General features: G+C 64.2%; 18 protein-coding genes. 10 read left to right on the top strand and 8 right to left on the bottom strand.

The window, feature by feature from the left end:
- Positions 1–40: 40 nt before the first annotated feature.
- From PQ627_RS14710 to PQ627_RS14725, 4 genes are all read right to left on the bottom strand, one after another.
- Complete coding sequence (locus tag PQ627_RS14710) at positions 41–553, bottom strand: DUF6318 family protein (protein ID WP_274262179.1); 513 nt, start codon at positions 551–553, stop codon at positions 41–43.
- A gap of 364 nt (positions 554–917) precedes the next feature.
- Entirely contained in the window at positions 918–1,295 is a 378-nt protein-coding gene (locus tag PQ627_RS14715) for an RNA-binding S4 domain-containing protein (protein WP_017198775.1), read from the bottom strand.
- A gap of 151 nt (positions 1,296–1,446) precedes the next feature.
- Positions 1,447–2,550 (bottom strand): sulfite oxidase, encoded by a 1,104-nt coding sequence (locus tag PQ627_RS14720; protein WP_274262182.1) that lies wholly within the window; start codon positions 2,548–2,550, stop codon positions 1,447–1,449.
- Between the two features lie 163 nt (positions 2,551–2,713).
- Positions 2,714–3,748: an aldo/keto reductase gene (locus PQ627_RS14725; RefSeq protein WP_144662273.1), complete on the bottom strand. Its 1,035-nt coding sequence runs from the start codon at positions 3,746–3,748 to the stop codon at positions 2,714–2,716.
- A gap of 280 nt (positions 3,749–4,028) precedes the next feature.
- Between PQ627_RS14725 and PQ627_RS14730 the strand changes: the two genes are divergently transcribed.
- On the top strand, positions 4,029–4,520 hold the full coding sequence (locus PQ627_RS14730; RefSeq protein ID WP_144662274.1) for a flavin reductase family protein: 492 nt from the start codon (positions 4,029–4,031) through the stop codon (positions 4,518–4,520).
- A 33-nt stretch (positions 4,521–4,553) separates the two neighbouring features.
- On the opposite strand, the gene PQ627_RS14735 is transcribed toward PQ627_RS14730, so the two are convergent.
- Positions 4,554–5,447: a hypothetical protein gene (locus PQ627_RS14735; protein ID WP_274262185.1), complete on the bottom strand. Its 894-nt coding sequence runs from the start codon at positions 5,445–5,447 to the stop codon at positions 4,554–4,556.
- 184 nt (positions 5,448–5,631) lie between these two features.
- Between PQ627_RS14735 and PQ627_RS14740 the strand changes: the two genes are divergently transcribed.
- A complete protein-coding gene (locus tag PQ627_RS14740; RefSeq protein WP_274262187.1) occupies positions 5,632–6,039 on the top strand; it encodes a YchJ family protein in 408 nt (135 codons plus the stop codon).
- 1 nt (position 6,040) lies between these two features.
- Here PQ627_RS14740 and PQ627_RS14745 read toward each other — a convergent pair whose 3' ends face one another.
- Positions 6,041–8,005, bottom strand: coding sequence for an acyl-CoA dehydrogenase family protein (locus PQ627_RS14745; RefSeq protein ID WP_274262189.1), 1,965 nt, complete (start codon positions 8,003–8,005; stop codon positions 6,041–6,043).
- A gap of 64 nt (positions 8,006–8,069) precedes the next feature.
- Positions 8,070–8,372, bottom strand: coding sequence for a hypothetical protein (locus PQ627_RS14750; protein ID WP_274262191.1), 303 nt, complete (start codon positions 8,370–8,372; stop codon positions 8,070–8,072).
- A gap of 291 nt (positions 8,373–8,663) precedes the next feature.
- On the opposite strand from PQ627_RS14750, the gene PQ627_RS14755 reads away from it, so the two are divergent.
- From PQ627_RS14755 to PQ627_RS14765, 3 genes are read left to right on the top strand one after another with little or no spacing between them, the layout of a single operon-like run.
- On the top strand, positions 8,664–10,121 hold the full coding sequence (locus tag PQ627_RS14755) for a DUF3375 family protein (RefSeq protein ID WP_274262192.1): 1,458 nt from the start codon (positions 8,664–8,666) through the stop codon (positions 10,119–10,121).
- Positions 10,114–11,121, top strand: coding sequence for a DUF4194 domain-containing protein (locus tag PQ627_RS14760; protein WP_274262193.1), 1,008 nt, complete (start codon positions 10,114–10,116; stop codon positions 11,119–11,121). Before PQ627_RS14755 ends, PQ627_RS14760 begins: the two co-directional genes overlap by 8 nt.
- On the top strand, positions 11,118–14,579 hold the full coding sequence (locus tag PQ627_RS14765; RefSeq protein ID WP_274262195.1) for an ATP-binding protein: 3,462 nt from the start codon (positions 11,118–11,120) through the stop codon (positions 14,577–14,579). Before PQ627_RS14760 ends, PQ627_RS14765 begins: the two co-directional genes overlap by 4 nt.
- A gap of 73 nt (positions 14,580–14,652) precedes the next feature.
- On the opposite strand, the gene PQ627_RS14770 is transcribed toward PQ627_RS14765, so the two are convergent.
- Positions 14,653–15,144, bottom strand: a complete 492-nt coding sequence (locus tag PQ627_RS14770) for an FBP domain-containing protein (protein ID WP_274262196.1) — start codon at positions 15,142–15,144, stop codon at positions 14,653–14,655.
- 441 nt (positions 15,145–15,585) lie between these two features.
- Between PQ627_RS14770 and PQ627_RS14775 the strand changes: the two genes are divergently transcribed.
- The 5 genes from PQ627_RS14775 (at position 15,586) to PQ627_RS14795 (ending at position 20,761) form a co-directional block, all read left to right on the top strand.
- Positions 15,586–16,656, top strand: a complete 1,071-nt coding sequence (locus tag PQ627_RS14775) for an iron-siderophore ABC transporter substrate-binding protein (RefSeq protein WP_274262199.1) — start codon at positions 15,586–15,588, stop codon at positions 16,654–16,656.
- A gap of 5 nt (positions 16,657–16,661) precedes the next feature.
- Positions 16,662–17,780 (top strand): FecCD family ABC transporter permease, encoded by a 1,119-nt coding sequence (locus tag PQ627_RS14780; RefSeq protein ID WP_274262201.1) that lies wholly within the window; start codon positions 16,662–16,664, stop codon positions 17,778–17,780.
- A gap of 65 nt (positions 17,781–17,845) precedes the next feature.
- Complete coding sequence (locus tag PQ627_RS14785; RefSeq protein ID WP_274262203.1) at positions 17,846–18,883, top strand: FecCD family ABC transporter permease; 1,038 nt, start codon at positions 17,846–17,848, stop codon at positions 18,881–18,883.
- A 1-nt stretch (position 18,884) separates the two neighbouring features.
- Positions 18,885–19,709, top strand: a complete 825-nt coding sequence (locus PQ627_RS14790) for an ABC transporter ATP-binding protein (RefSeq protein ID WP_274262205.1) — start codon at positions 18,885–18,887, stop codon at positions 19,707–19,709.
- Complete coding sequence (locus tag PQ627_RS14795; RefSeq protein WP_144662300.1) at positions 19,706–20,761, top strand: siderophore-interacting protein; 1,056 nt, start codon at positions 19,706–19,708, stop codon at positions 20,759–20,761. Before PQ627_RS14790 ends, PQ627_RS14795 begins: the two co-directional genes overlap by 4 nt.
- The last annotated feature ends 35 nt before the right edge of the window (positions 20,762–20,796 follow it).

Raw genomic sequence — 20,796 nt, forward strand, 5'->3', positions numbered from 1 at the left:
AGCGGATAAACCAAGGCCTAGTATTCCGCGATGGGCCCGGTTAACGAATAACACCGGTGTCCACAACTTTCCACGCCGAATCGAAACTAGCGACGATAATAAACGCGTCATTCGTTGCCGCGTCTGCCGGGCGTCCTTCCGTGCCGTCTGCGTTGTAGTAGGTAGCTGCCTCCTGGATAACTTGGACTCTGGCTTGGTGGGTGGTCTCCTCAGCGTTCCAAGAAACCTCAATCCTTGGGGTGCTCACTTTCCCGCCTACAATCCACCGGCCATATTTAGAGCCATCTACGGCAGCCTTCTGGAATTGGGCGCAGGCTTTACATTCGGGGGTGCTGAGAGCGATCAGGCCAGAAACATCGCCGGTCTCATCAGCGTAATTTCCGACGGCATACCAGTACCCAATGAACGCCTCCAACCCCGCCTTCGAGTTCTCCTTCGCCAGCTCAGGCATCACCGGAACCGGAACGTTCTGTGCCTTCCCCTGCGCATCAGCGGGTTTGTAGGCACCGGACGAGGACGAAGTAGGCGAAGCAGCCGGAACCGAAACGCTCACGGTGGGTGACGCCGTCGTCGAGCCTGTCTCGGAAGGGGAGCCGCTGGGTGTTGCGGAGCCCTGGCAGCCACTGAGAAGCACAGCGGCCCCAACGGTGAGCACCACCGCCGGCCCTCGTAAAGACAACAAAGCGGCAAACGTAACGCGTGACATAAGGCTCCCCAAAGCTGTTCCGGCGGTGTGCCGGCCAGTCTAAGCAGCGGGCGCGAGGGGATTCACGTCAGAAAAATGCTCCTGTGGATAAGTGCCGGGTAATTTCTGCTGGATGATCGGGACGTCGATGTCGCAAAAGCTTGGGATTCCGCGGTTTCCGGCTGGCGCCCAGCCTGATGATCCAGCAAAATCTACGCTGAACACCGCAAGATCAGCCGCGGAGCTTCTCCATGTCGCGGCGATCCTTTTTGGTGGGTCGTCCGGCGCCGCGGTCGCGCTGGGGAAGGCCGAGCTTGGGTGCCACGGGGCGCGGGGGAGTGTGGTCGGTGAAGCAGTGCGATGCGGCCTCGGCACCAACGCGTTTTGCGATAAGTCGCCGGACTTCGAGGATCCGTTCCCAGCCGGACTCGCGGACGCGGATGGTGTCGCCGATGATCACGCTTTGGGAGGCCTTCACGGGGTTTCCATTGATCCGGATATGCCCGGCGCGGCAGGCAGCAGTAGCCGCGGAGCGCGTCTTGTAGGCGCGGATGGCCCACAACCAGGCATCAACGCGGACGCTTGCTGGGGATGATGACGGGATACTCATGATTGGATCGAGTCTAACGGGGCGGCAAGCGCACTGCGAGGACGCGGGAAAGCGTCGAATTCGCTGGAAAGTTCCGGCTTACTCGCAGTGTTCCAGCGAACTCGGCGCAACCAACTCGGCGCAACCGGCCCGCGCAACCACCGCAAGCAAGCTACCGCACCGTCACCTCTACCCGCTGGGCCATGTTGTTCCCCAGTCCTTGGTAGTTCCACACCTGCTCGGTCGACTGCAATGCGCCCGACGTATCCATCGCCCGGCACCGCAGCACATGCTCGCCCGGACTGGCCACCCACACCATGGACCACCGCCGCCATGCGAAGTCGCCCAGCGCCGGTTCGAGGTGCGCGGGCATCCATTCCCCGTCGATTCCCACTTCCACCCGTTCCACTTCGCCGTGACCGGACCATGCGCGCCCTTCCAGCATCACCGGACCGGCGTCCACGACGCGGCGGCGCGTGAAAAAGTCGGGTATTCCCGGCGGCACCATCAGTGAACGAACCCGGATGTGGGAAACGGGCAGGCCCGGTCCATCTGGCCCCTGCAGGTAGTGGTAAGCCACGGACTGCTGCCAACCTGTGAACCTCGACCTCACTGCCTCGATGGAAGCCAGCCACTTCACACTGGCCATGCCGTACCACCCTGGCACCAGCAGCCTCAGGGGAAAGCCGTGCTGCGGCGGCAAGGGTTGGCCGTTCATGGCGTAGGCCAGCATGACTTCGGGATGCATGGCCTCTTCGATCGAAAGGCTCCGGGCATACGGCTCTTCAACCCCGCCTTGGATGCCGCTGTCGGCACCTGTAAAAACGAGTTCGACGGCGTCACTCGCCAAACCTGCCTCCTCCAGCAGGGGTGCCAACGGCGTCCCGGTCCACTCGGCCGTGCCCACTGCGCCGAGTACCCAGGGCTGGCTCAGGGGCCGAGGTTGGAGCAGTGAGCGCCCATTACCGGCACATTCAAGAGTTACGGGCATGGTGACGGCGGGCCGGGCCTTGATGTCGTCGAGGCTCAGCTCCAGGCTGCGGTGCACGGCCCCGCCCAACCTCAACCGCCAGGATTCGGCGGACACGAGCGGGATGTCGAAGTGGATCAAAAGGTAATGCAGGCCCGCAGGAGTGATGTCCTCGTGCAAGGCTTCCAATGGCATGGAGTGGTTGCGCCCGGAGAGTTGGAGTTCCTCGTGGGTGAGGGGGCCTTCGGTGGGTTGCCCTGACGTGGCGGCCTGTGCAGCCTTTTGTTTCGTGTGATTCTTGGACATGGGACGGCGGCGTTCTACTGGAAGCGAAACGCTGCGGAGTGCCGCAGCACTTAGCTCAAGGATCACGCCACGGCAGAGACCCGTCAATAGCTCGTTGTGAGGCCTGCTTTGCGCGCCAAAGCGTGGGTTTAGGGCGCAAAGGCGGCCTCACAACGGAAGGTGGCTACCGGCGTCGTAGTTCCGGGTACTCAAGGTGAGGGGCAACCGTGCCGGCGTCGCGTTCCAGGAAGTTGACGGCCGGGGCAACGATGTCGTCGATCTCGTCGAGGATTGCCTCGCTGAGCACCACATCGGCCGCCTTCAGGTAATCCGTCAGGTGGTCCTCGGTCCGTGGCCCGATGATCACGCTGGTCACCGCAGGGTGGTTCAACGCAAAAGCAACCGCCAGCTGGATGAGGGTCAACCCGTGCCGCGTCGCGAGCTGGGCCAAGGCTTCGGCCGCATGCAACTTTCCTTGGTTGAAGGGTGCGGTCACGTCGAAGCGTCCGGGAAGTGCCGAGAAGCGCGAACTCTCGGGCTGCCCGGCGCCAACCCGGTAGCCGCCGGCGAGCCAGCCGCCGTCGAGCGGACCGTAGCTCAAGACCCCGACGCCGTACTGCTGGGTGATGGGCAGGACGTCGCGTTCGTTGGCGCGGACCAGGAGGGAATAGGGAACCTGGTCCACTACCGGCGGGGTCAGGTGGTTGGTGTTGGCGATCCATTGGGCTTCGACCAACTGGGCAGGGCTGAACACGGAAGTGCCGTAGTACAGGATCTTGCCCTGGCGGATGAGGTCGTTGAGGGCAGTAATGGTTTCCAGCAGGTCGGTGTTGTAGTCCGGACGGTGCGCCTGGTAGAGGTCGATCCTGTCGGTGTTCAGTCGTCGCAGACTGTCCTCCACGGCACGGACGATCCAGCGCCGGGAGTTGCCGGCGTGCGCCGGGTTGGAACCCATTTGGCCGTGGAATTTGGTGGCGAGGAAGACGTCGTCGCGCCGGCTGTGAATGGCCTGGCCAACGACGGTTTCGGACTCGCCTTGGGAGTAGATGTCGGCAGTGTCGATGCTGGTGATACCTGCATCAAGGGCCGCCTTGATGATCCGGATGCTTTCTGCCGGTCCCGTGGGCGCGGCGCCGGTGCCGAAGTTCAGGGTACCCAGCGTGAGCGGGCTGATCAGGGCGCCAGTGCGTCCAAGCGTTCGTAGCTCGTTGAGGCTCATGTCGGCTTCCTGTGGAGGGATAGTGCTTGCTGTCCAAGCCGGGGGCGTTGGCCATGGACAGGATGTTCAATCGAGGCTACACACGGCGGGGTGGGGCAGAAACGCAAATGGTAGAAGTTCTTCGTTTTTCGTCTTGCGGAGTAACGGAAGGGGCCACACTTCGCGACATTTCTTGACACACGGCAACACAAATGACTTGCGAATCAACAAATATTGCTGTTCCTCCAAGCACGTGAATTATGGGAAAGGAACTTACGAAACGCACGAAAGGGACAGCGGGATGACACAGACCACAGTGGAAGAAACGGCGGCCATCAAGGCGGCCTTTGCGCAGTTCCCGTCGGGAGTGGCAGCCTTCAGTGCGATGGTGGACTTCACGCCGGAAGCCCTGGTGGCGTCGTCCTTTACCGTGGGTGTTTCGCTCGAGCCGCCGCTGGTCATGTTCGCGGTACAGAACTCCTCCACCACCTGGCCCAAGCTTCGGCAGGCCCAGCGGCTTGGCGTTTCTGTCCTCGCAGAGGGACAGGAGGCCCACGCACTCCAGCTGGCATCGAAGACACGGGACCGCTTCGCCGGTCTCGATACCAGCGTCAGCGACTCAGGCGCTGTGCTTATCGACGGCGCGGTGCTGGGCTTCGAATGCGAAATCGTCTCTGAAGCACCTGCCGGTGATCACGCGATCGTGGTTCTCGAAGTCAAGGCAATCAACGTCAACCTCGAGTCCAAGCCCCTGATCTACCACGGCGCCGCGTTCCGTCAGCTGGCTGCCTAAAACCAGCCGCTGCCGCTAGGAGTTGCGGGTCCGCTAGGAGTTGCGGGCGACGCCGCTGAGCGAACCTTTTTGGCCGGGATTTTTTTGGGCAGGACCCTGGGGCTTTCCTTGTGCGGAAGCGCCGGGGCCCTGCTTTTTCGCCGGGCTGGCTGTTTTCGCGGGGTTCGCCGGGCTGGCTTGCTTTGCGGGGTTCCCGCCACCGGCTGCGTCCGCTGGCTTCTGGCCGTTCGACGACGGCGCGGGCTCGTCGAGGTCGCGGACCGTCACCTTGATGGGCGGCGGCTGTTGGGCCTTGGCGCGCTCGGCTTCGCGGCGGTCTGCTTCAGCAACGGCGTCGGCCCAATCCTTGGCGAGTACGGGCGGTTCCTTGGTTGCTGCCACGACGATGGGGTGGTGCGCAGTCTGGTGCTCGACCGCTGACTTGACCTCCGCCGGTTTGGGCAGCTTTCGCGGATCCACTTTGCTCTTCCATTCACCGTCCTTGACGGCTGCAGAAGCACCGGAGATCTTGCGGCGGGCCCCTCCGAGCAGGTCCCGCTTGGGAGCGGTGGGAGCGGTGGGAGCGGTGGGAGCGGTGGCCGCGGGAGCCGCAGCGGTGGCGGCAGTAGCCACAGGCTCCGCGACGGCCGGCGCAGCAACGCCGGCCGGTACAGCGACAGGCGCCGCCTCCGGTTCCAAATCTCCGGCCTCGTCGAAGGAGGGATCCGGGGCGTAACCCGGCCGCGGAGGAAGGTGCACGATGGGCGTGTTGTCCTTCTTGGGGAAGATCCCGATCAACGCCAGGAGAATGACGGATATCAGCCGACCCACTCCGGCAACCACCAAGGTGATGATGATGATCAGCCCGAGGCCCAGGAACATCAGCACTGCCAGGCCCAGCGTCCCCAAATACGTCAGGTTGATGGCGAGTGTTGTCGGATCCTCCACTTAGCCTCCCCTGGCCGTCGTTTTGCGATGCGCGCAGTGCCCACCAACTTGCTTATCCAGCCTAAGGTCCGGCACCGACGGAATCACGCGTCGAGGCCCGCTCCGACAGGGTTGTTTCGAAGCTGTTATCTGCCATGGGAAAATATGTTGCCCAGCTCTCATTTCCAACCCGGATTGGCCCGTCGTGACTCCTGATACCACCCGGCTCCGCAACGGCGCATGCCCCTGCCTTTCCGGCGAGCAGTACATCGATTGCTGTGGCCGTTTCCATCGTGGTGACGCTGAGGCGCCCACCGCTGAGCAGCTCATGCGCTCCCGGTACTCAGCATTCGTGGTTCTTGACCCCGAGTACCTGATCCGCACGTGGCATTCGAGTACCCGACCTGCCTCCATGGACCTCGACCCGGACCTTGAATGGCGCCGGTTGGACATCCTCGGCACGAGCGACGGCGGACCACTGGACTCCGCGGGGACCGTTGAGTTCGCAGCCCACTACAGGTCCGACGGCGAACGCGGAGTCCAGCGCGAAATCAGCCGTTTTGTGCGGGAAGACAAGCGTTGGTACTACGTGGACGGGGACGTCCGGCAGTAGTTCACCGATACTTGCGGTGGAGATTCTCCTTCGTTGATGCCCCGGGTGCGGCATCGCCGATCCAAGGACCGGTTCCTTCGGACTGATCGAGTATCCCGGCCTCCAACCAGGTGTAGTCGCCGGCCAGGACCTTGCGCGAGAGGTCGTGGTCGCCGTCGTCGGTATTCCTCCACAGCTGGTCGAAGTATTCGTCAACCCGCACGCGGGCCTGTTCACAGAAGGCCTCGGCCAACTCAAAAGCGGCCGCGCCTTGTTCAGGATGGGTCCGCAGCAGTGCCTCGGCGCGTGAGCAGCACGCCGCCATGGCGAACAGCTCCGCCCCGATGTCCACGATCCTGCCCAGGAACGCCTGCTTGTACTCGAGCTTGGCTTGCCAACGGCCCATCCCATAGAACGTTTGCCGCGCCAACCGCCGCGAGGACCGCTCAACGAACCGCAGCTGCTTGCCCAGTCGCCCGAACTCGGCGTAGGACCGCGGGTCCATGCCGGCGCCGGCCACAAGCTTCGGCAGCCACCTCGCGTAAAACCCTGAAGCCCCGACGGCGGCCCGCGCCTTGTCCTGCAGGCTCGCATCCACCGAAGCCAAGTCACCGGCTGCGGCAAGGTGGGCGTCCACGGCCTCGCGGGCGATCAGCAGTTTCATGATCTCGCTGGAGCCCTCGAAAATCCTGTTGATACGAAGATCGCGGAGCAGCTGCTCGGCCGGGACTGCCCGCTCGCCACGAGCCTCCAGCGAGTCGGCTGTTTCGAAACCCCGGCCACCACGGATCTGCACCAGCTCATCGGCAATCCGGCAGCTCAGTTCGGTCGACCACAGCTTGGCCAAGGCGGCCTCGATGCGGACGTCCTTCTGTCCGGCGTCGGCCATCTCGGCAGAGAGCTCGAATACGGCTTCCAAAGCAAAAGTGGTGGCAGCGATGAACGCGATTTTCTTGCCGACAGCCTCGTGCTTGCCCACCGGCCGGCCCCACTGCGTGCGGGCGTTGGACCATTCGCGGGCGATTTTCAGGCTCCACTTCCCGGCGGCTACGCACAGGCCGGGGATGGACAGGCGCCCGGTGTTGAGCGTGGTCAGGGCGATCTTGAGCCCTTGGCCCTCGCGGCCCAACCGGTTGGCGGCAGGCACACGCACCTGGTGGAAACGTGTCACACCGTTCTCAATGCCGCGCAGCCCCATGAAGGCGTTGCGGTTCTCCACCGTGATGCCGGGCGAGTCCATCTCCACAACGAACGCCGAGATCCCGCCCTTGTGCTCGGTTCCGTCGGCGTCGGTGTGAGCGGGAACGCGGGCCATGACCACCACGAGTTCGGCGATGACGCCGTTTGTGGTCCAAAGTTTCACGCCGTCCAAAACGTAAGAACCGCCGTCGTCGGACAGTACGGCAGTGGCGCCCATACGCGCGGGGTCGCTGCCGACGTCGGGCTCTGTCAGGAGGAACGCCGTGATGGCGCCGGCGGCGCAGCGGGGGAGGTATTCCTTCTTCTGTTCCGGCGTGCCGAACTCCTTGACCGGCTCCGGAACGCCGATGGATTGGTGGGCCGAAATCAACGCTCCCAGGCTTGGATGGACCGAACCCAAGAGGGCAAGCGCCCGGCCGTAATAGACCAGGGAAAGGCCCAGGCCGCCGTATTCGCGCGGGATTTTCATCCCGAACACGCCAAGTTCGGCCAGTCCTGCCAGGTACTCGTCCGGAATCCGGGCGTCGCGTTCAATGACCCGGCCGGACAGCGTCTTGGCGAACGCGAGCAAGCGGGTCATGAACTCTTCGCCGCGCTCCACGTCGTCAGGTTTGGCTTGCGGCCAAGGGTGGATCAGGCTGAGGTCGAAACTGCCTAGATACAAGCCTTTGGCGAAGCTGGGCCGGTTCCATTCGGTGTCGCGCGCGGCTTCGGCGACGGCGCGGGCTTCCTCTGCTGTGGCGTTGACGCTGGCAGCGGTGAGGCTGTTGTCAGTAGCGGACGTCATGGGACAACTCCTTTAACCGGTTGTGCCGGTGATGGAGCCAGGGTCCGCCGTGGGTGGGAACCCTTCAGCTGTCCCTCAATGCTACCCGCGGGTAGCTACCCGTGCCAGAGGAAACCTGCGGCTGGAATTCTGCCGGAATCTCCACTTGTCCGGCGTGGTGAACCAAGCGGTCCCACGCAAAGTTGATGCCGTGGACAAGGCCGCCCAAGACACCTTTGACGGTGTACCAGACCATGCCCATGGCGCCGATAAGAACAATCGTTGCCATCGCCGCGGCCGCAATGAAAGCAGCCAGAATGACAGCGAAGAACAGCGTTCCAATAACTACGTACGTGCCTGTTTCAAGCGTAGTGACATCGAAATCCATGGTTCCCCCCGGAGCGACGTTGCGTGGTTCGACGCGGCGTCGTTGCGTCGATGATCTGACATTAGGGGCGGGGGTGCTTTCCGACCAGCGCTGACGCGCGCCATTCGGGCGTTGATATGCGATCGAAACAGTACCGAAGGGTAAGTCACGGAATGGTTGCGGCCCCCCTTGCGGAAGACGCCCGACGGCGGCACTTCCGGGCCGCTCGACGCCGCCTCGACGCTCTGCGTTAACCTTGTACGGGGCAGTTTCCGCTGCCAGCCAGGTTTCGCAGCAGCTGAAGGAGAGTAGTTGTCCCGTTCAGCCATGTCCTCGGCCGATGCCATAGGCGCGAGGCTCCGCGACCTCGAACAGCTGACGAAGGGCCCGGCATGGGCACTGACGCGATCGGCGCCGTGGGTCATCGCCGTTCTCCAGGCCTCCTTCACCCGCACCAGGCCGCAGCTTCCGCTCGAAGAGTTCCATGCCGACGTCGACGCTTTCCTTGAGCAGCTCCGTCGCCAGGATCCCGCGCTCGGCGGGCAGCAAAACGGCAAGGCTTTCGGCGATGAATGGACGCGCAAGCAGTTCCTGACGAGACGCAACCAGTCAGGCCAGATCGTCTACGAAGTCACGGAGCCGGCGGCCCGCGTGCTTGCGTTCCTCGACAGCCTTTCGAGCGAACGTTCCACGCTCAACGGCTCCCGGTTGGGCACCCTGCTGGGCGATGTTGAGAAGCTCGCCAACGAAACCAACCCGGACCAGAGCGCCCGCCTGGAAGCCCTGAAAGAGGAAATCCAGGAGCGCCAGCAGCTTGTGGAGGACATCAGCTCCGGCGAATTCGACGGCCTGCTGGATGACGAAGAAGCCGTGGAAGCCGCCGGCAACATCCTCGACCTGGCCGCAAGCCTTCCCGCGGACTACAAGAAGATGCGCGACCGCATCGAGGAACTGGTGGGTGAACTCCGCAACCAGATCATCGAGGAGTCCCTTAGCAAGGGTGCCACCATGGCACAGGTCCTGGAAGCGGACAAACGGCTGCGGCAGAGTCCCGAAGGGCGCACGTTCCGTTCCTTCACCGCTTTCCTGGAGGACCCGCAGCAACAGCTTCGTTTCCGCTCGGCCATCGGCGAGGTCCTCAGCCGGCAGTTCGCGGATGATCTGTCGCACGAGGACCGCGAAACGCTGAAGAACCTCGTGGCCGAACTGCGTTACCAGCACAGTCAGATCCAGCGGATTTACGGCAAGCTCTCCGAGAGCCTCAACACCTACATCCAGAGCGACGACATCCGGCAGTCGGTCAGCCTCCGCAAGGTCCTGGCCGAGGCCGAGCAAGCCATCCGTTCCCTGCCCTACGAGCGTGACAGGCCAGGTCTGGTTCCCGGACCTGTGCTGTTCAACGCGGGTTTTGAATCGCTTGCCATGGTCAAGCTCTTTGACCCGGACGAATTCGCAACACCCCCACGGCTGGCCGACCCCATCGCCTTCAGCGACTCGGACCGGGTTCGTTCCGCCCGCACCGGCAAGGCGAGGCCCGCCGTCGTGCGTGCCGCCATGGCGGGTTCGACGACCATTGGTGAGGCGTGGGAAAACCTGCCGGCCGAAGAGCGGCACATCAACAGCGTCCGGACCCTCCTGTCCCTGGCGCTTCAGGGCGGCGCAGCCTTCGACCGCGCCGCATGGGAACACATCGACTTCGAACAAATCGACGGCAGCATCCGCACGGCATACCTGCCGGTCGTCACGCTGAATGAGGATTCCAATGACTGAGGACATCACGACGACGGACGTCACCTTTGAGGAGGACGTCGCCGGCCCGGATGAGGTCGCCGGCCAGGATGAGGTCACCGAAGAGTCGGCCGACGTCGTTGAAGCCGGGACCGGGGGCACGCACGCCGACCCCTTCCGCATCACGCCGCGGGACACCTTCGTGGACGGCGCCGCCCTCTTCCCGGGCGATACCGGCGTGCTCCCCATGAAGGTCCGCCATGCCCTGGTGAAGCTCCTCAAGGGTCCCTACATTGACGGTGGCCGTGACGAAAAACTGTGGACCACCCTTCTGGACAACCAGTTGATCCTCCGCAGTCGCCTGTCCGAGCTCTTCCTTACCCTGCAACTGGACCACGACCGCAAGATCGCCGTGCTTCGGCCGGTTGATCCGGACATCATCGGGGCCAGCTCCCGCTCCAGCATCCTCCGCCAGCAACGGGCCCTCAGCCGTGTGGAAACCATCGTGCTGCTCCGCCTGCGCCTCCTCCTTGACCGCCATGTCACAGCCCAGACCGACCCCACGATCACCCGCGAGGAGATCTCCGACCTCGTAGCCAACTACACCCCGGCCGGCCAGCAAGATGCCCTGCGCGACTCCGACGTCGTGACCCGCACGATCACCAAACTCCTCGCGCGCCAACTTCTCCTCCCCACCCCGTTGGACGACAGCTACACGATCAGCAACGCCCTCCCCCTGGCCCTCCCGTTCGAAAACATTGGCGACATCCCGGCCCACATCGAAGCCCTGGTTGCAGTGGGAACAGACGAATCCGGCACGGAGCCGCTGCTGGAGCTCTCCGATGCGAACGAGGACACGGACGACGACGGTGACGGTGACGTGCGAGCCGAAGCCGGAGCGATGGATGCCGGACCGGGAGTGGCATCGGGCCTGTCGAAGCCGCGCGCAGAGCTGATCGAAGATCAGCTGCGCGGCGAAGGGGCGGGGCCGGCATCCATCGCGCAGGCGGACGCAACCACGACTGACGGGACACACAAGTGACGATCGCAACCATGCTCCCGCTCGGCGAACTGACCAACCCCGGCCAGATGCGCCTGGCACTGGTCCAGGTGGTCAACTGGGGTACGTTCCATGGCGCCCACACTATGCACGTGGACCGCAAGGGGACGCTGCTGACCGGTAACTCGGGCGTGGGCAAGTCGACGCTCTTTGATGCGATGCTTCGCGTTTTCGATGCCCGTCCGCGCTCCAATGAGGCCGCTGCCCAGCGTGCCGGCGGGGCTGTGGAGGACAAGAGAACCACCTTTACCTACATGCGCGGCAAGGTTGGTGATAAGGCGGTAGGGGACAGCTCCGCCAGTGCCTTCCAGCGCCCCGGTGCCACGTGGTCCGCCGTCGCCCTGACGTTTGATAACGCCGCCGGCACGAAGGTGACGATTTCGGCGCTGTTCGACCTGCCAAAGAACGGGACGGAGTCCAGCGTCGGGCGTTTCTATGTGATTGACAGCAAGCCGCTGGATCTCGAGGCGATCGAGGGGATCGCGCAGAAGAGGTTTACCAAGGGCGCTCTGGAGGGGATTTTCCCTGACGGCCAGGTCTTCGATGTCCACAAGGCGTTTGCTGAACGGTTCCGTCGCTTGCTCGGTATCAACTCCGACCAAGCACTCCCGTTGTTGCGCGTGATCCAGGCGGGCAAGGGCTTGGGTGGCAGCGTCAACACGTTCTTCCGTGACCAGGTCCTGGACGCCCCGGCTACCTTGGCCGCTGCGGACGATGTGGTGGAGGAATTCAGCAACCTGATGTCCATCCGGCAACGGCTGGAGGATGTCCGGCTGCAGCGCGACCAGTTGGCGCCCGTGCCGGCCCTCAACAAGGAGTACGCGCAGGCATTGCTGGACGCGAACCGCCTCCGCGAGCTGGCCGGCGAGGAGTTCGAGGCTTACAGGCAGCAGCTCGCCGTCACGGTCCATGCCAAGACACTGGCCCGTTTCAAGGAGCTGGCGCAGTCCAAGGCGCAGGAGCTTGCAGCGGAGCGCGTGGTTCGTGACGCCTTGGCCAAGGAGTTGCGCGACCTCGAGCTGGATTACAACAACCGGGGCGGCAACGCCATTTCGGCCATTGAGCAGGCTCTGGAAAACGCCAAAATGGGCCTGAAGCTGCGCAAGCAGGTTGAAGATTCGGCAAAGAAGGCGTTGACGGACGCCGGGTTGAACCTGGAATGGTCGGCCGAGGGCTGGGACCAGGCTCATGAGCAGGCGGCGGCCCGCTCGATCGAGTTGAAGGACGATTCTGAGGCCTTGAAGGAGCTCCGCTTCGAGGCTTTCGATGGCCACGCAACCAAGAAGCGGGAACTTGCGGCGGCCCAGCAGGAGCTGTTGTCCCTGCGGTCGCGCAAGTCTTTGCTGCCGCCGTCGAGCATTGAGAACCGGGCCGCCATTGCGGCCGCCACGGGCGTTCCCGAAGAGCGGATGCCGTTCGGTGGCGAGCTGATCGACCTCGCCGAGGGGCAGGACCAGTGGCGCCCTGCCGCCGAAAGGGCCCTGCGGAACCTTGCCACCACGTTGCTGGTTCCCGGGGAGCACTTCGCCGCCGTGACACGGTATTTGAATGACAACACTGTCCGCGGCGCGCTGCGCGCGGTGGATGTTTCCAAGCCGCTCGCCGGTGGCGCGCTGGCTGTGGAGGACGTGTCCGACGGCGAGCTCTTGACCAAGCTGAGCATCCTCACCTCGGGCGCGAACGCCGACGCCGGTGAATGGATCCGTGAGCGGATCGCCCTCGACTTCGCCTACCCGTGCGTCGAAAACCCGGACGAGCTCGCTGCGATGGACAAGGGCCTGAGCCTGGGCGGCGTGGTCAAGCGGAACCGGCACACGGTGGAGAAGGACGATCGCTTCACCAGCCGGCAGGACTACGTTCTGGGCTTTGACAACGCCTCCAAGCTGGAGCTGGTGGCGGCCCGCGTTGGCGAGCTGGAAAACGAGCTTGCAAAGGCCGCGGAGTTGGCGCAAAGCCGCGAGGATTCGCACCAGGGTATGGCACGCCAGCTGGAGGCCCTGCGTCGCGTGGCTGAAGATGAGCGGCCGTGGGAGCAGGTTTCCGCCGATGTTGCAGCCGAGGAGCTGGCCCGGATTGAGCAACGCTTGGTCGATGCCCTGGCAGCCCAGGCCGACCTTGAACCGTTGCGTGCCAACATTGAGGCGGTCCGCGAAAAGCACCAGTCCTCCACAGGTGTGGCGGCTGTGCTGCAGAGCGAATACAAAACGCTCGATCATCAGATGACCACAGCTGACGGCCTCCTCGACGCGGCGAGGCTCAAGCTTGAGCAGTCACCGCCGTCGGCCTCCACCGTTACGGCGCTGGAACCGTACTTTGCCGGCGCCGCGGACGTTTCCGAACTGCACGAGCTGGACAACTTGGCCAACAGTGTCCGCAACAAGCTCCTTGACGAGCTGCACGCTGCGGAATCCCGGGGCCAGGCCACCGCCGAACGGCTGACCCGCATGTTCGAGGCCTTCGTCCGCGACTGGGGGAGCGCCATCAGCGCCGACCACGGCACTTCGATCGCCGCGGCCGGGGACTTCGAGGCCCGCTACCACGCAATCGTCAGCGATGGCCTGCCCGCGCAGGAGGCCGAGTTCCGGCTGTTCTTTAACCAGCGCACGCACGAGTCCTTCAGCACCCTCCTGCACTTGCTGGATGAGGAGCGGCGCAGCATCACCAGCCGCATCCTTCCCCTCAACGGCATCTTGTCGGAGGTCAATTTCCACGAGGGCAGCTTCCTGGAATTGGACATCAAACAGACACTGCCCGCAACGGCCAAGGTGTTCAAGGACGCCATCCAGAACGCCTTGAAGACCAAGCACACGCGGCCGTCCCGCGGCGCCGCCGCCGGTTCGACTGAAACCGACGACGACGCCGAGCTCACCGCCCGCTACAAGTCCTTGGAAACCCTGGTGAAGCGGCTCGGATCCCAGACACCCGAGGACCGACGCTGGCGTGCTGAAGTGTTGGATGTTCGTGGGCACGTCTTCATCCAGTGCAAGGAACACCGCGAGGTGGCACCGGGCAAGAACAGCAAAGCAGGCAAGAAGAAGACCGAAGTGTTCATGCATGCCGATACCGGCTCGATGTCCGGCGGTGAGCGTCAACGGTTTACCGCGTTCATCATGGCGGCGGCATTGAGCTACCAGTTGGGCATCGCCGAGCAAGGCTTCACCACGTACGGCACAGTGATGATGGACGAGGCTTTTGTGCTGGCGTCCGAGGAATTCGCGGGCGCAGGCATCAAGGCGCTTCACGAGTTTGGCTTCCAGTTGCTGCTGGCCGCCCCGGAGAACGTGATCGACCTCTCCCGGCACCTGGGCTCAGTCACGGAGATCCTGCGGGATAAGCGCACCAACCGTTCCGGCGTTCTCACGGCACCGGTCATTTCCGGGCAGGGTGAGCCCGGAGCCTGGCGCTCCGAAGCCAACCCGGTCGATATCGTCCTCCGCTAGGAGCAACGCGGGGTCACTTATGGCCCTTTGGGAGCCCCTTTATGGGCCATAAGTGACCCCGCGTTGCTTTGCTCTAGCTGCGGACCCGGTCCAGGAACTGCACGGTCCGGGACTCCAGTCCCGCGATCTGCTTCAGGACCACGGCTGCAGGGTCCGGATTGATCTCATTGACCGGCGGTTCTTTGCGCACATTGGCGCTGCAACCGAACTCGGCGCAGATCAGGGTGCCCACAGTGTTGCCGTCCTTGCCGGATTGCCCGGCCTTCCTCGCAACCCAGAGGTAGACGTCGTCCTTGGAGAACACGTCCCGGCACAGTTCGCAGAGGACCACACGCTTCTTGCCGGACCCTCCCTCAGGCGCACGGAGCATGATCCCTGTGAGCTTCCCCCGATAGGGAACTACGAGGTAGCCGCGCTGGGGCATCTTCTCGTCGCGCCAGCCCAGGAACTCGAGGTTTTCCCAATCGAGGGTGTCGAAATCACGCGGAAGGTTGGCCTTGGCTGCCTCTGAGCGGCTGGCGTTGATGAACGATGAACGGATTTGTTGGGCCGTAATTTTCTGCATGGCAATGCTTCTTTCGAAAAATGGTCGACGTCGGCAGCGCGCCTGGCGCTGCAGGTGGCACTGAAGCGTCGGTCACCGAAGAGGGCACGCCAAAAGAAGCCCAACATTGTGTTGGTATTTCCTGAGCGCTACTTGGCTGGTTCCGACGCAACGGGGCGTGCCAAGCAGGCCGAAACGGCCACCTCGCCAACCATGGCTGCAGCAACTGAAGTGCGCACGCTCATCCCCTCGTCGTTTTCAAAGAAGCGGTAGTCCGCCCTCAACATCCTAACCCCATCAAAAAGCAACGCGGGGTCACTTATGGCCCATGGAAGCCCCGAACATGGGCCATAAGTGACCCCGCGTTGCAGGGTGCGGTGATTACGTGACGCAAACGTTTCGTAATTATCCGGAGGGTAGGCTAGCCTTACTTAGGTTCGCATCACTTACCTAAGGAGTCCCGTGGCTTCCCTTCTTCCACGCCGCGCCCTGCTCAAGACCGCAGGTACCGCGACGGCCGCTTTGGCCGCCGTCGCCCTTTCCCTCACCGGCTGCTCCACTGGTCCGGCCACCTCGACGCCGGCGTCTGAGCAGGCTGAGTCCGCCGCCTTCCCCGTCACCATCAAGAACGTCTTCGGCGAGACCACCATCAATGAACAGCCCAAGCGTGTTGTCACCGTTTCGTGGGTCAACGACGACGTCGCCCTCGCCCTGGGCGTAGTGCCGGTCGGCGTTCCGAAGAACGAGTGGGGCAATAACGACAAGGGCTCCACGCCGTGGAAGGACGCAGCCCTCGAGAAGCTCGGCGCCGGGTTCGGTACGGACAAGGCCCCGGTCCAGTTCTCCGAGGCCGATGGAATCAACTTCACCGAGATCGCCAAGCTCAACCCGGACGTCATTCTGGCCGCCTACTCCGGGCTGGAAGAGGCTGACTACAAGAAGCTCAGCGAGATCGCCCCCGTCGTGGCCCAGCCGGAGCTGGCCTACGGCACCCCGTGGCAGGAAAGCACCACCCTGATCGGCAAGGCATTGGGCAAGGAAGCCGAAGCCAAAAAGCTGATCGAAGACACCGAAGCCACCATCAAGGACAAGGTCTCCAAGTACCCGCAGATCAAGGACAAGACCTTCATCTACGGCAACCTCGAGCCCGCCAAGGGCGACGGCGCCAACGTCTACACCGCCATCGACAACCGCCCCCGCTTCCTCTCCGAGATCGGCATGAAGCTGGCCCCGGTGGTCACGGAGAACACCAAGTCGAACACGGAATTCTTCATCCCGTGGTCCGCTGAGAAGGCCAACGAACTCGCCTCCGACATCTTCGTTACCTGGGTTCCGGAAGCCGCAACGGCCGACGCCATCAAGGCCGACCCGCTGCTGGGCCAGATCCCGGCCATCAAGAAGGGCGCCCTGGTTGCCGATTCGGACCAGACCCTGACGCTCTCCATCTCCGCTTCTTCGCCGCTGAGCCTGCCGTGGGCGCTGGACAAGTTCCTGCCCCAGCTGGGCCAGGCCGCTGACGTGGCGGGCAAGTAACCGCAATGAAACTGAGTACGACGACGGCGGCTACCGTGGGGCGGGTTGGTGGCACTTCGGTGCCGGGTAACCAGCGAGGCATCGCGCCCGGTAGCAGCGACGTGGCCGGACGGGGAACCCGGCCGCGCAGCGCAGCCAAGCGGACCGCCTGGCTGCTGGTCGCCGTCGTCGTACTCGCCGCGGTGAGCGCCGCCTCCCTGGCGATCGGCGCCCGCGGCCTTCCCCTGAACACCGTGTGGGAAGCCATCACGCACTTCAATCCTGCAGATGGCAACCACGCCGTGGTGGTGGCCCGCATTCCCCGGACTGTCCTTGGCCTGCTGGCCGGGGCCGCACTGGGCCTGGCCGGTGCCGCCATGCAGGGCGTGGCTCGCAACCCCCTTGCCGATCCCGGCATCCTGGGCCTCAACGCCGGGGCCGCGCTGGCCGTGGTCGTTGGAATTTACGTGTTCGGCATTGGTTCGCTGACCGGCTACATCTGGTTCGCTTTCATCGGCGCCGCAGCAGCCGCCGTCGTGGTTTATGCCATTGCCTCCCGAGGACGTGACGGTGCGACGCCGGTCAAGCTCGCCTTGGCGGGTGCGGCGCTCAGTGCGGGTTTGTTTTCGCTCATGAACGTCATCCTTGTTTCCAGCCAGGACACCCTGGACCGCTTCCGTTTCTGGCAGGTGGGAAGCATCGGCGGGCGCGACTGGTCCGTGCTGCTGCCCGCGCTGCCGTTCCTGGCCATTGGTGCGCTCATTGTGTTGGGCGCAGGACGCGTCCTGAACAGCCTGGCCCTGGGTGACGATATTGCCCGCGGCCTGGGCCAGAACGTCGGGCTGGCCCGTGGAGTCACGGCGCTGGGCATCGTGCTCCTGTGTGGCTCCGCGACTGCGCTGGCCGGACCCATCGGCTTCCTTGGCTTGGTGATCCCGCACGCCGTTCGCTTGCTGACAGGGCCGGATTACCGCTGGATCCTCCCGTTCTCCCTGGTCTCGGCCCCTATCCTGCTCATCACCGCCGACATCATTGGCAGGGTAGTCCTCCTCCCGGGCGAAGTCCCCGCCGGCATCATGACCGCGATCGTCGGCGCACCCGTGTTCGTCTGGCTCATCCGTCGCGGAAAGGGGGCCGGACTGTGAGTGCCCTCAAATCCGCACGCGAGTTGGCAGTTAATGACAATGCTGGCCGCAAACATCATCATCAAATGCCAACTCGGCGCGCAGTGAGCCCCACGTTCTTCCTGGCCCTCGCGCTCCTGGTGATGTTTGGCGTGTATGTGCTCCTCGGCAGCTATACGGTGACCATCCCGGACTTCTTCACGATCGTCATCAACCACTTGACCGGCGGCGAGAAAATCCCGGGCGCCAGCTTCATCGTCATGGAGCACAAACTTCCCCGCGCCGTGGTGGGAACCATGATCGGCATAGCCTTCGGACTTGCCGGAGCGCTCTTCCAGACCATGCTGCGCAACCCGTTGGCGAGCCCGGACATCATCGGCATCAGCTATGGTGCCAGCGCGGCCGCCGTGACGGCCATTGCGGTTTTCGGTGCTTCCGGAGCCGTGGTGTCGGGGGCAGCCCTGGGCGGTGCGCTCGGGGTCGCGGCCATCATCTACGCGATTTCCCGCAGCACGGGTTCCGGCGCAGGCGGCAACCGCGGCAACGCTGCGGGCAACCGCCTCATCCTGGCAGGGGTGGGCATCGCCGCAGCCCTGCACGCAGTGGTCAACTTCCTCATGACCCGGGCCGATATCCGGACCGCAGCTGACGCCCTTATCTGGCTCAACGGCTCATTGAACTCCGCGACGTGGGACCGGGCGGGCGTCCTGACGGTCTCCTTGCTCATCCTGATCCCCGCTGTGATTGCCCTTGCCGGCCCGTTGCGCATCCTCGAACTCGGCGACGACGCCGCTGCCGGACTGGGCATCAGGGTCAACGCGACCCGGCTGGGACTGGTGCTGACCGCCGTCGGACTTGCCGCCGTCGCAACCGCCGCTGCCGGTCCGGTAGCCTTCGTTGCCTTCCTCGCCGGCCCGATCGCCCGCCGCATCGTGCGCAAACCGAGCCTTCCGGCGTCGGCCCTAACGGGTGCGCTGATCGTGTTGGCCGCCGATTTCTTTGCCTCCAACATCGCGCCGGTGGTCCTGGACGGAACAGTCCTCCCGGTCGGCGTCATCACCGGCGCCCTCGGCGCACCGTTCCTGCTCTGGCTCCTCCTCACGTCGAACCGAAAGGAAGCCTGACATGGCCCTCCTTCATGCCAAGGACCTGACGCTGCAATACGAGCAGCGCAAGGTTGTTGAGGGACTCTCCACGGAGATCCCCGAAGGCAAAGTCACCATGATCGTCGGTGCCAACGCCTGCGGAAAGTCCACGTTGCTCCGCGGTTTGTCCCGGCTCCTGAAGCCAAGCGGCGGCGCCGTGACGCTGGACGGCAAGGACATCCACACCCGTCCGGCCCGCGAACTTGCCCGTACCCTGGGCCTGCTGCCGCAGCACCCCACCGCCCCCGACAGCATTACCGTGCGGGACCTCGTGGGCCGTGGGCGGTACCCGCACCAGGGCTTCTTCCGGAACTGGAGCGCCAACGACGACGCCGCGGTACAGCGCGCGCTCGATGCCACCGACACGCTGGGACTCGCTGAGCGGAGCATCGACGAGCTGTCCGGCGGACAGCGCCAGCGTGTATGGATCGCCATGGCCCTGGCCCAGGAAACCGACGTCCTGCTGCTCGACGAGCCCACAACGTACCTGGACCTTGCCCACCAAGTGGAGGTCCTGGACTTGGTCACGGACCTCAACCGCAGCCGGGGCACCACAGTGGCCATCGTGCTGCACGACCTCAACCTGGCAGCACGCTACGGCGATCACGTGATCGCCATGAAGGGCGGCTGCATCGTTGCCGAGGGACCCGCCATCGAGGTGGTCACCGAGGAACTGGTATTCAACGTTTTCGGCCTGGAATCCCGCGTGGTTCCGGACCCCATTTCAGGAACACCGCTGATCGTCCCGATTGGCCGGCACCACGCACAGCCCGCACGAACCAAGGAACTGGAGATCGCATCATGAGTGCACAACCGACACAGGCCACCGCAAGTGCCGCCGTGGAGCCCATGACCCTCGCCTTCGACGTCACCGTGACGGCCGTGCAGGAGCTCAGCCCGAACTTCCGCCGGATCACGTTCGGTGGCTATTCGCTGCGTGGTTTCGGGGTTGCGGGCGACACTTTGGACCTTCGCGTGAAGCTGATGATCCCGTCCTTCGACGCCGACGGCAACGCCCTTCCACTGCCGCCCTTCAAAATGGAGGACGCCGGCTGGTACAAGGAATGGCTTGCCATGGATCCGTCGGTGCGCGGCGACATGCGCACCTATACAGTCCGGTCGGAACGCCTTGATGCCGTGTACCCGGAGATCGACATCGACTTCGTGATGCACTTCGATGAGCACGGCAACGGTGGTCCTGCCGCGAACTGGGCCGTTGCCGCGAAGCCCGGAGATGCCCTGACCATCATCGGTCCCAACAACCGCGCCGCGCAGTGCACCACCGCGGGTGCTTACGGCGGCATCGAGTGGCGCCCGGGGTTGGCCCAGCGTGTGTTGCTCGCGGGCGATGAAACCGCGGTCCCGGCCATCAGCGCCATCCTGGAGAGCCTGCCCGCGGACATGACCGGCCATGCTTTCCTCGAGGTGCCGTCGGCAGCTGATTTCCAGGACATCACCACCGCGGCCGACATCGAGATCACCTGGCTTGCCCGCGGCGCAGCCATCGGACGCTCCCGTCCGCATGGTGAACTCCTTAAGGAAGCTGTTGCCAAGGCTGTTCCCGTTCCGGGATGGGTGGGTCTCAAGGGAACCGACAGCGCTGCCGGCCCGGAGCCCGAAGACGTCAACGTGGACCAGGACATCCTCTGGGAAACCCCGCAGCGGATGGACGCAGCGGCCATCGAGGCCACCAAGAACCCCACCTTGCCCGCCGGTGCGCTGCCGTTCTACGCCTGGATTGCCGGCGAGGCGTTCGTGATCAAGGAAATGCGGCGCTACCTGGTGCGCGATGTTGGCATCGACCGGAAGCAGGTTGCGTTCATGGGGTATTGGCGGCGGGGCAAAGCGGAAGGCTGACCCTCTCTCACATCCCTACCGCTTGGACGCATCCC

Source organism: Paenarthrobacter sp. AB444 (assembly GCF_028736865.1).
GTDB classification, from domain to species: domain Bacteria; phylum Actinomycetota; class Actinomycetes; order Actinomycetales; family Micrococcaceae; genus Arthrobacter; species Arthrobacter nicotinovorans_B.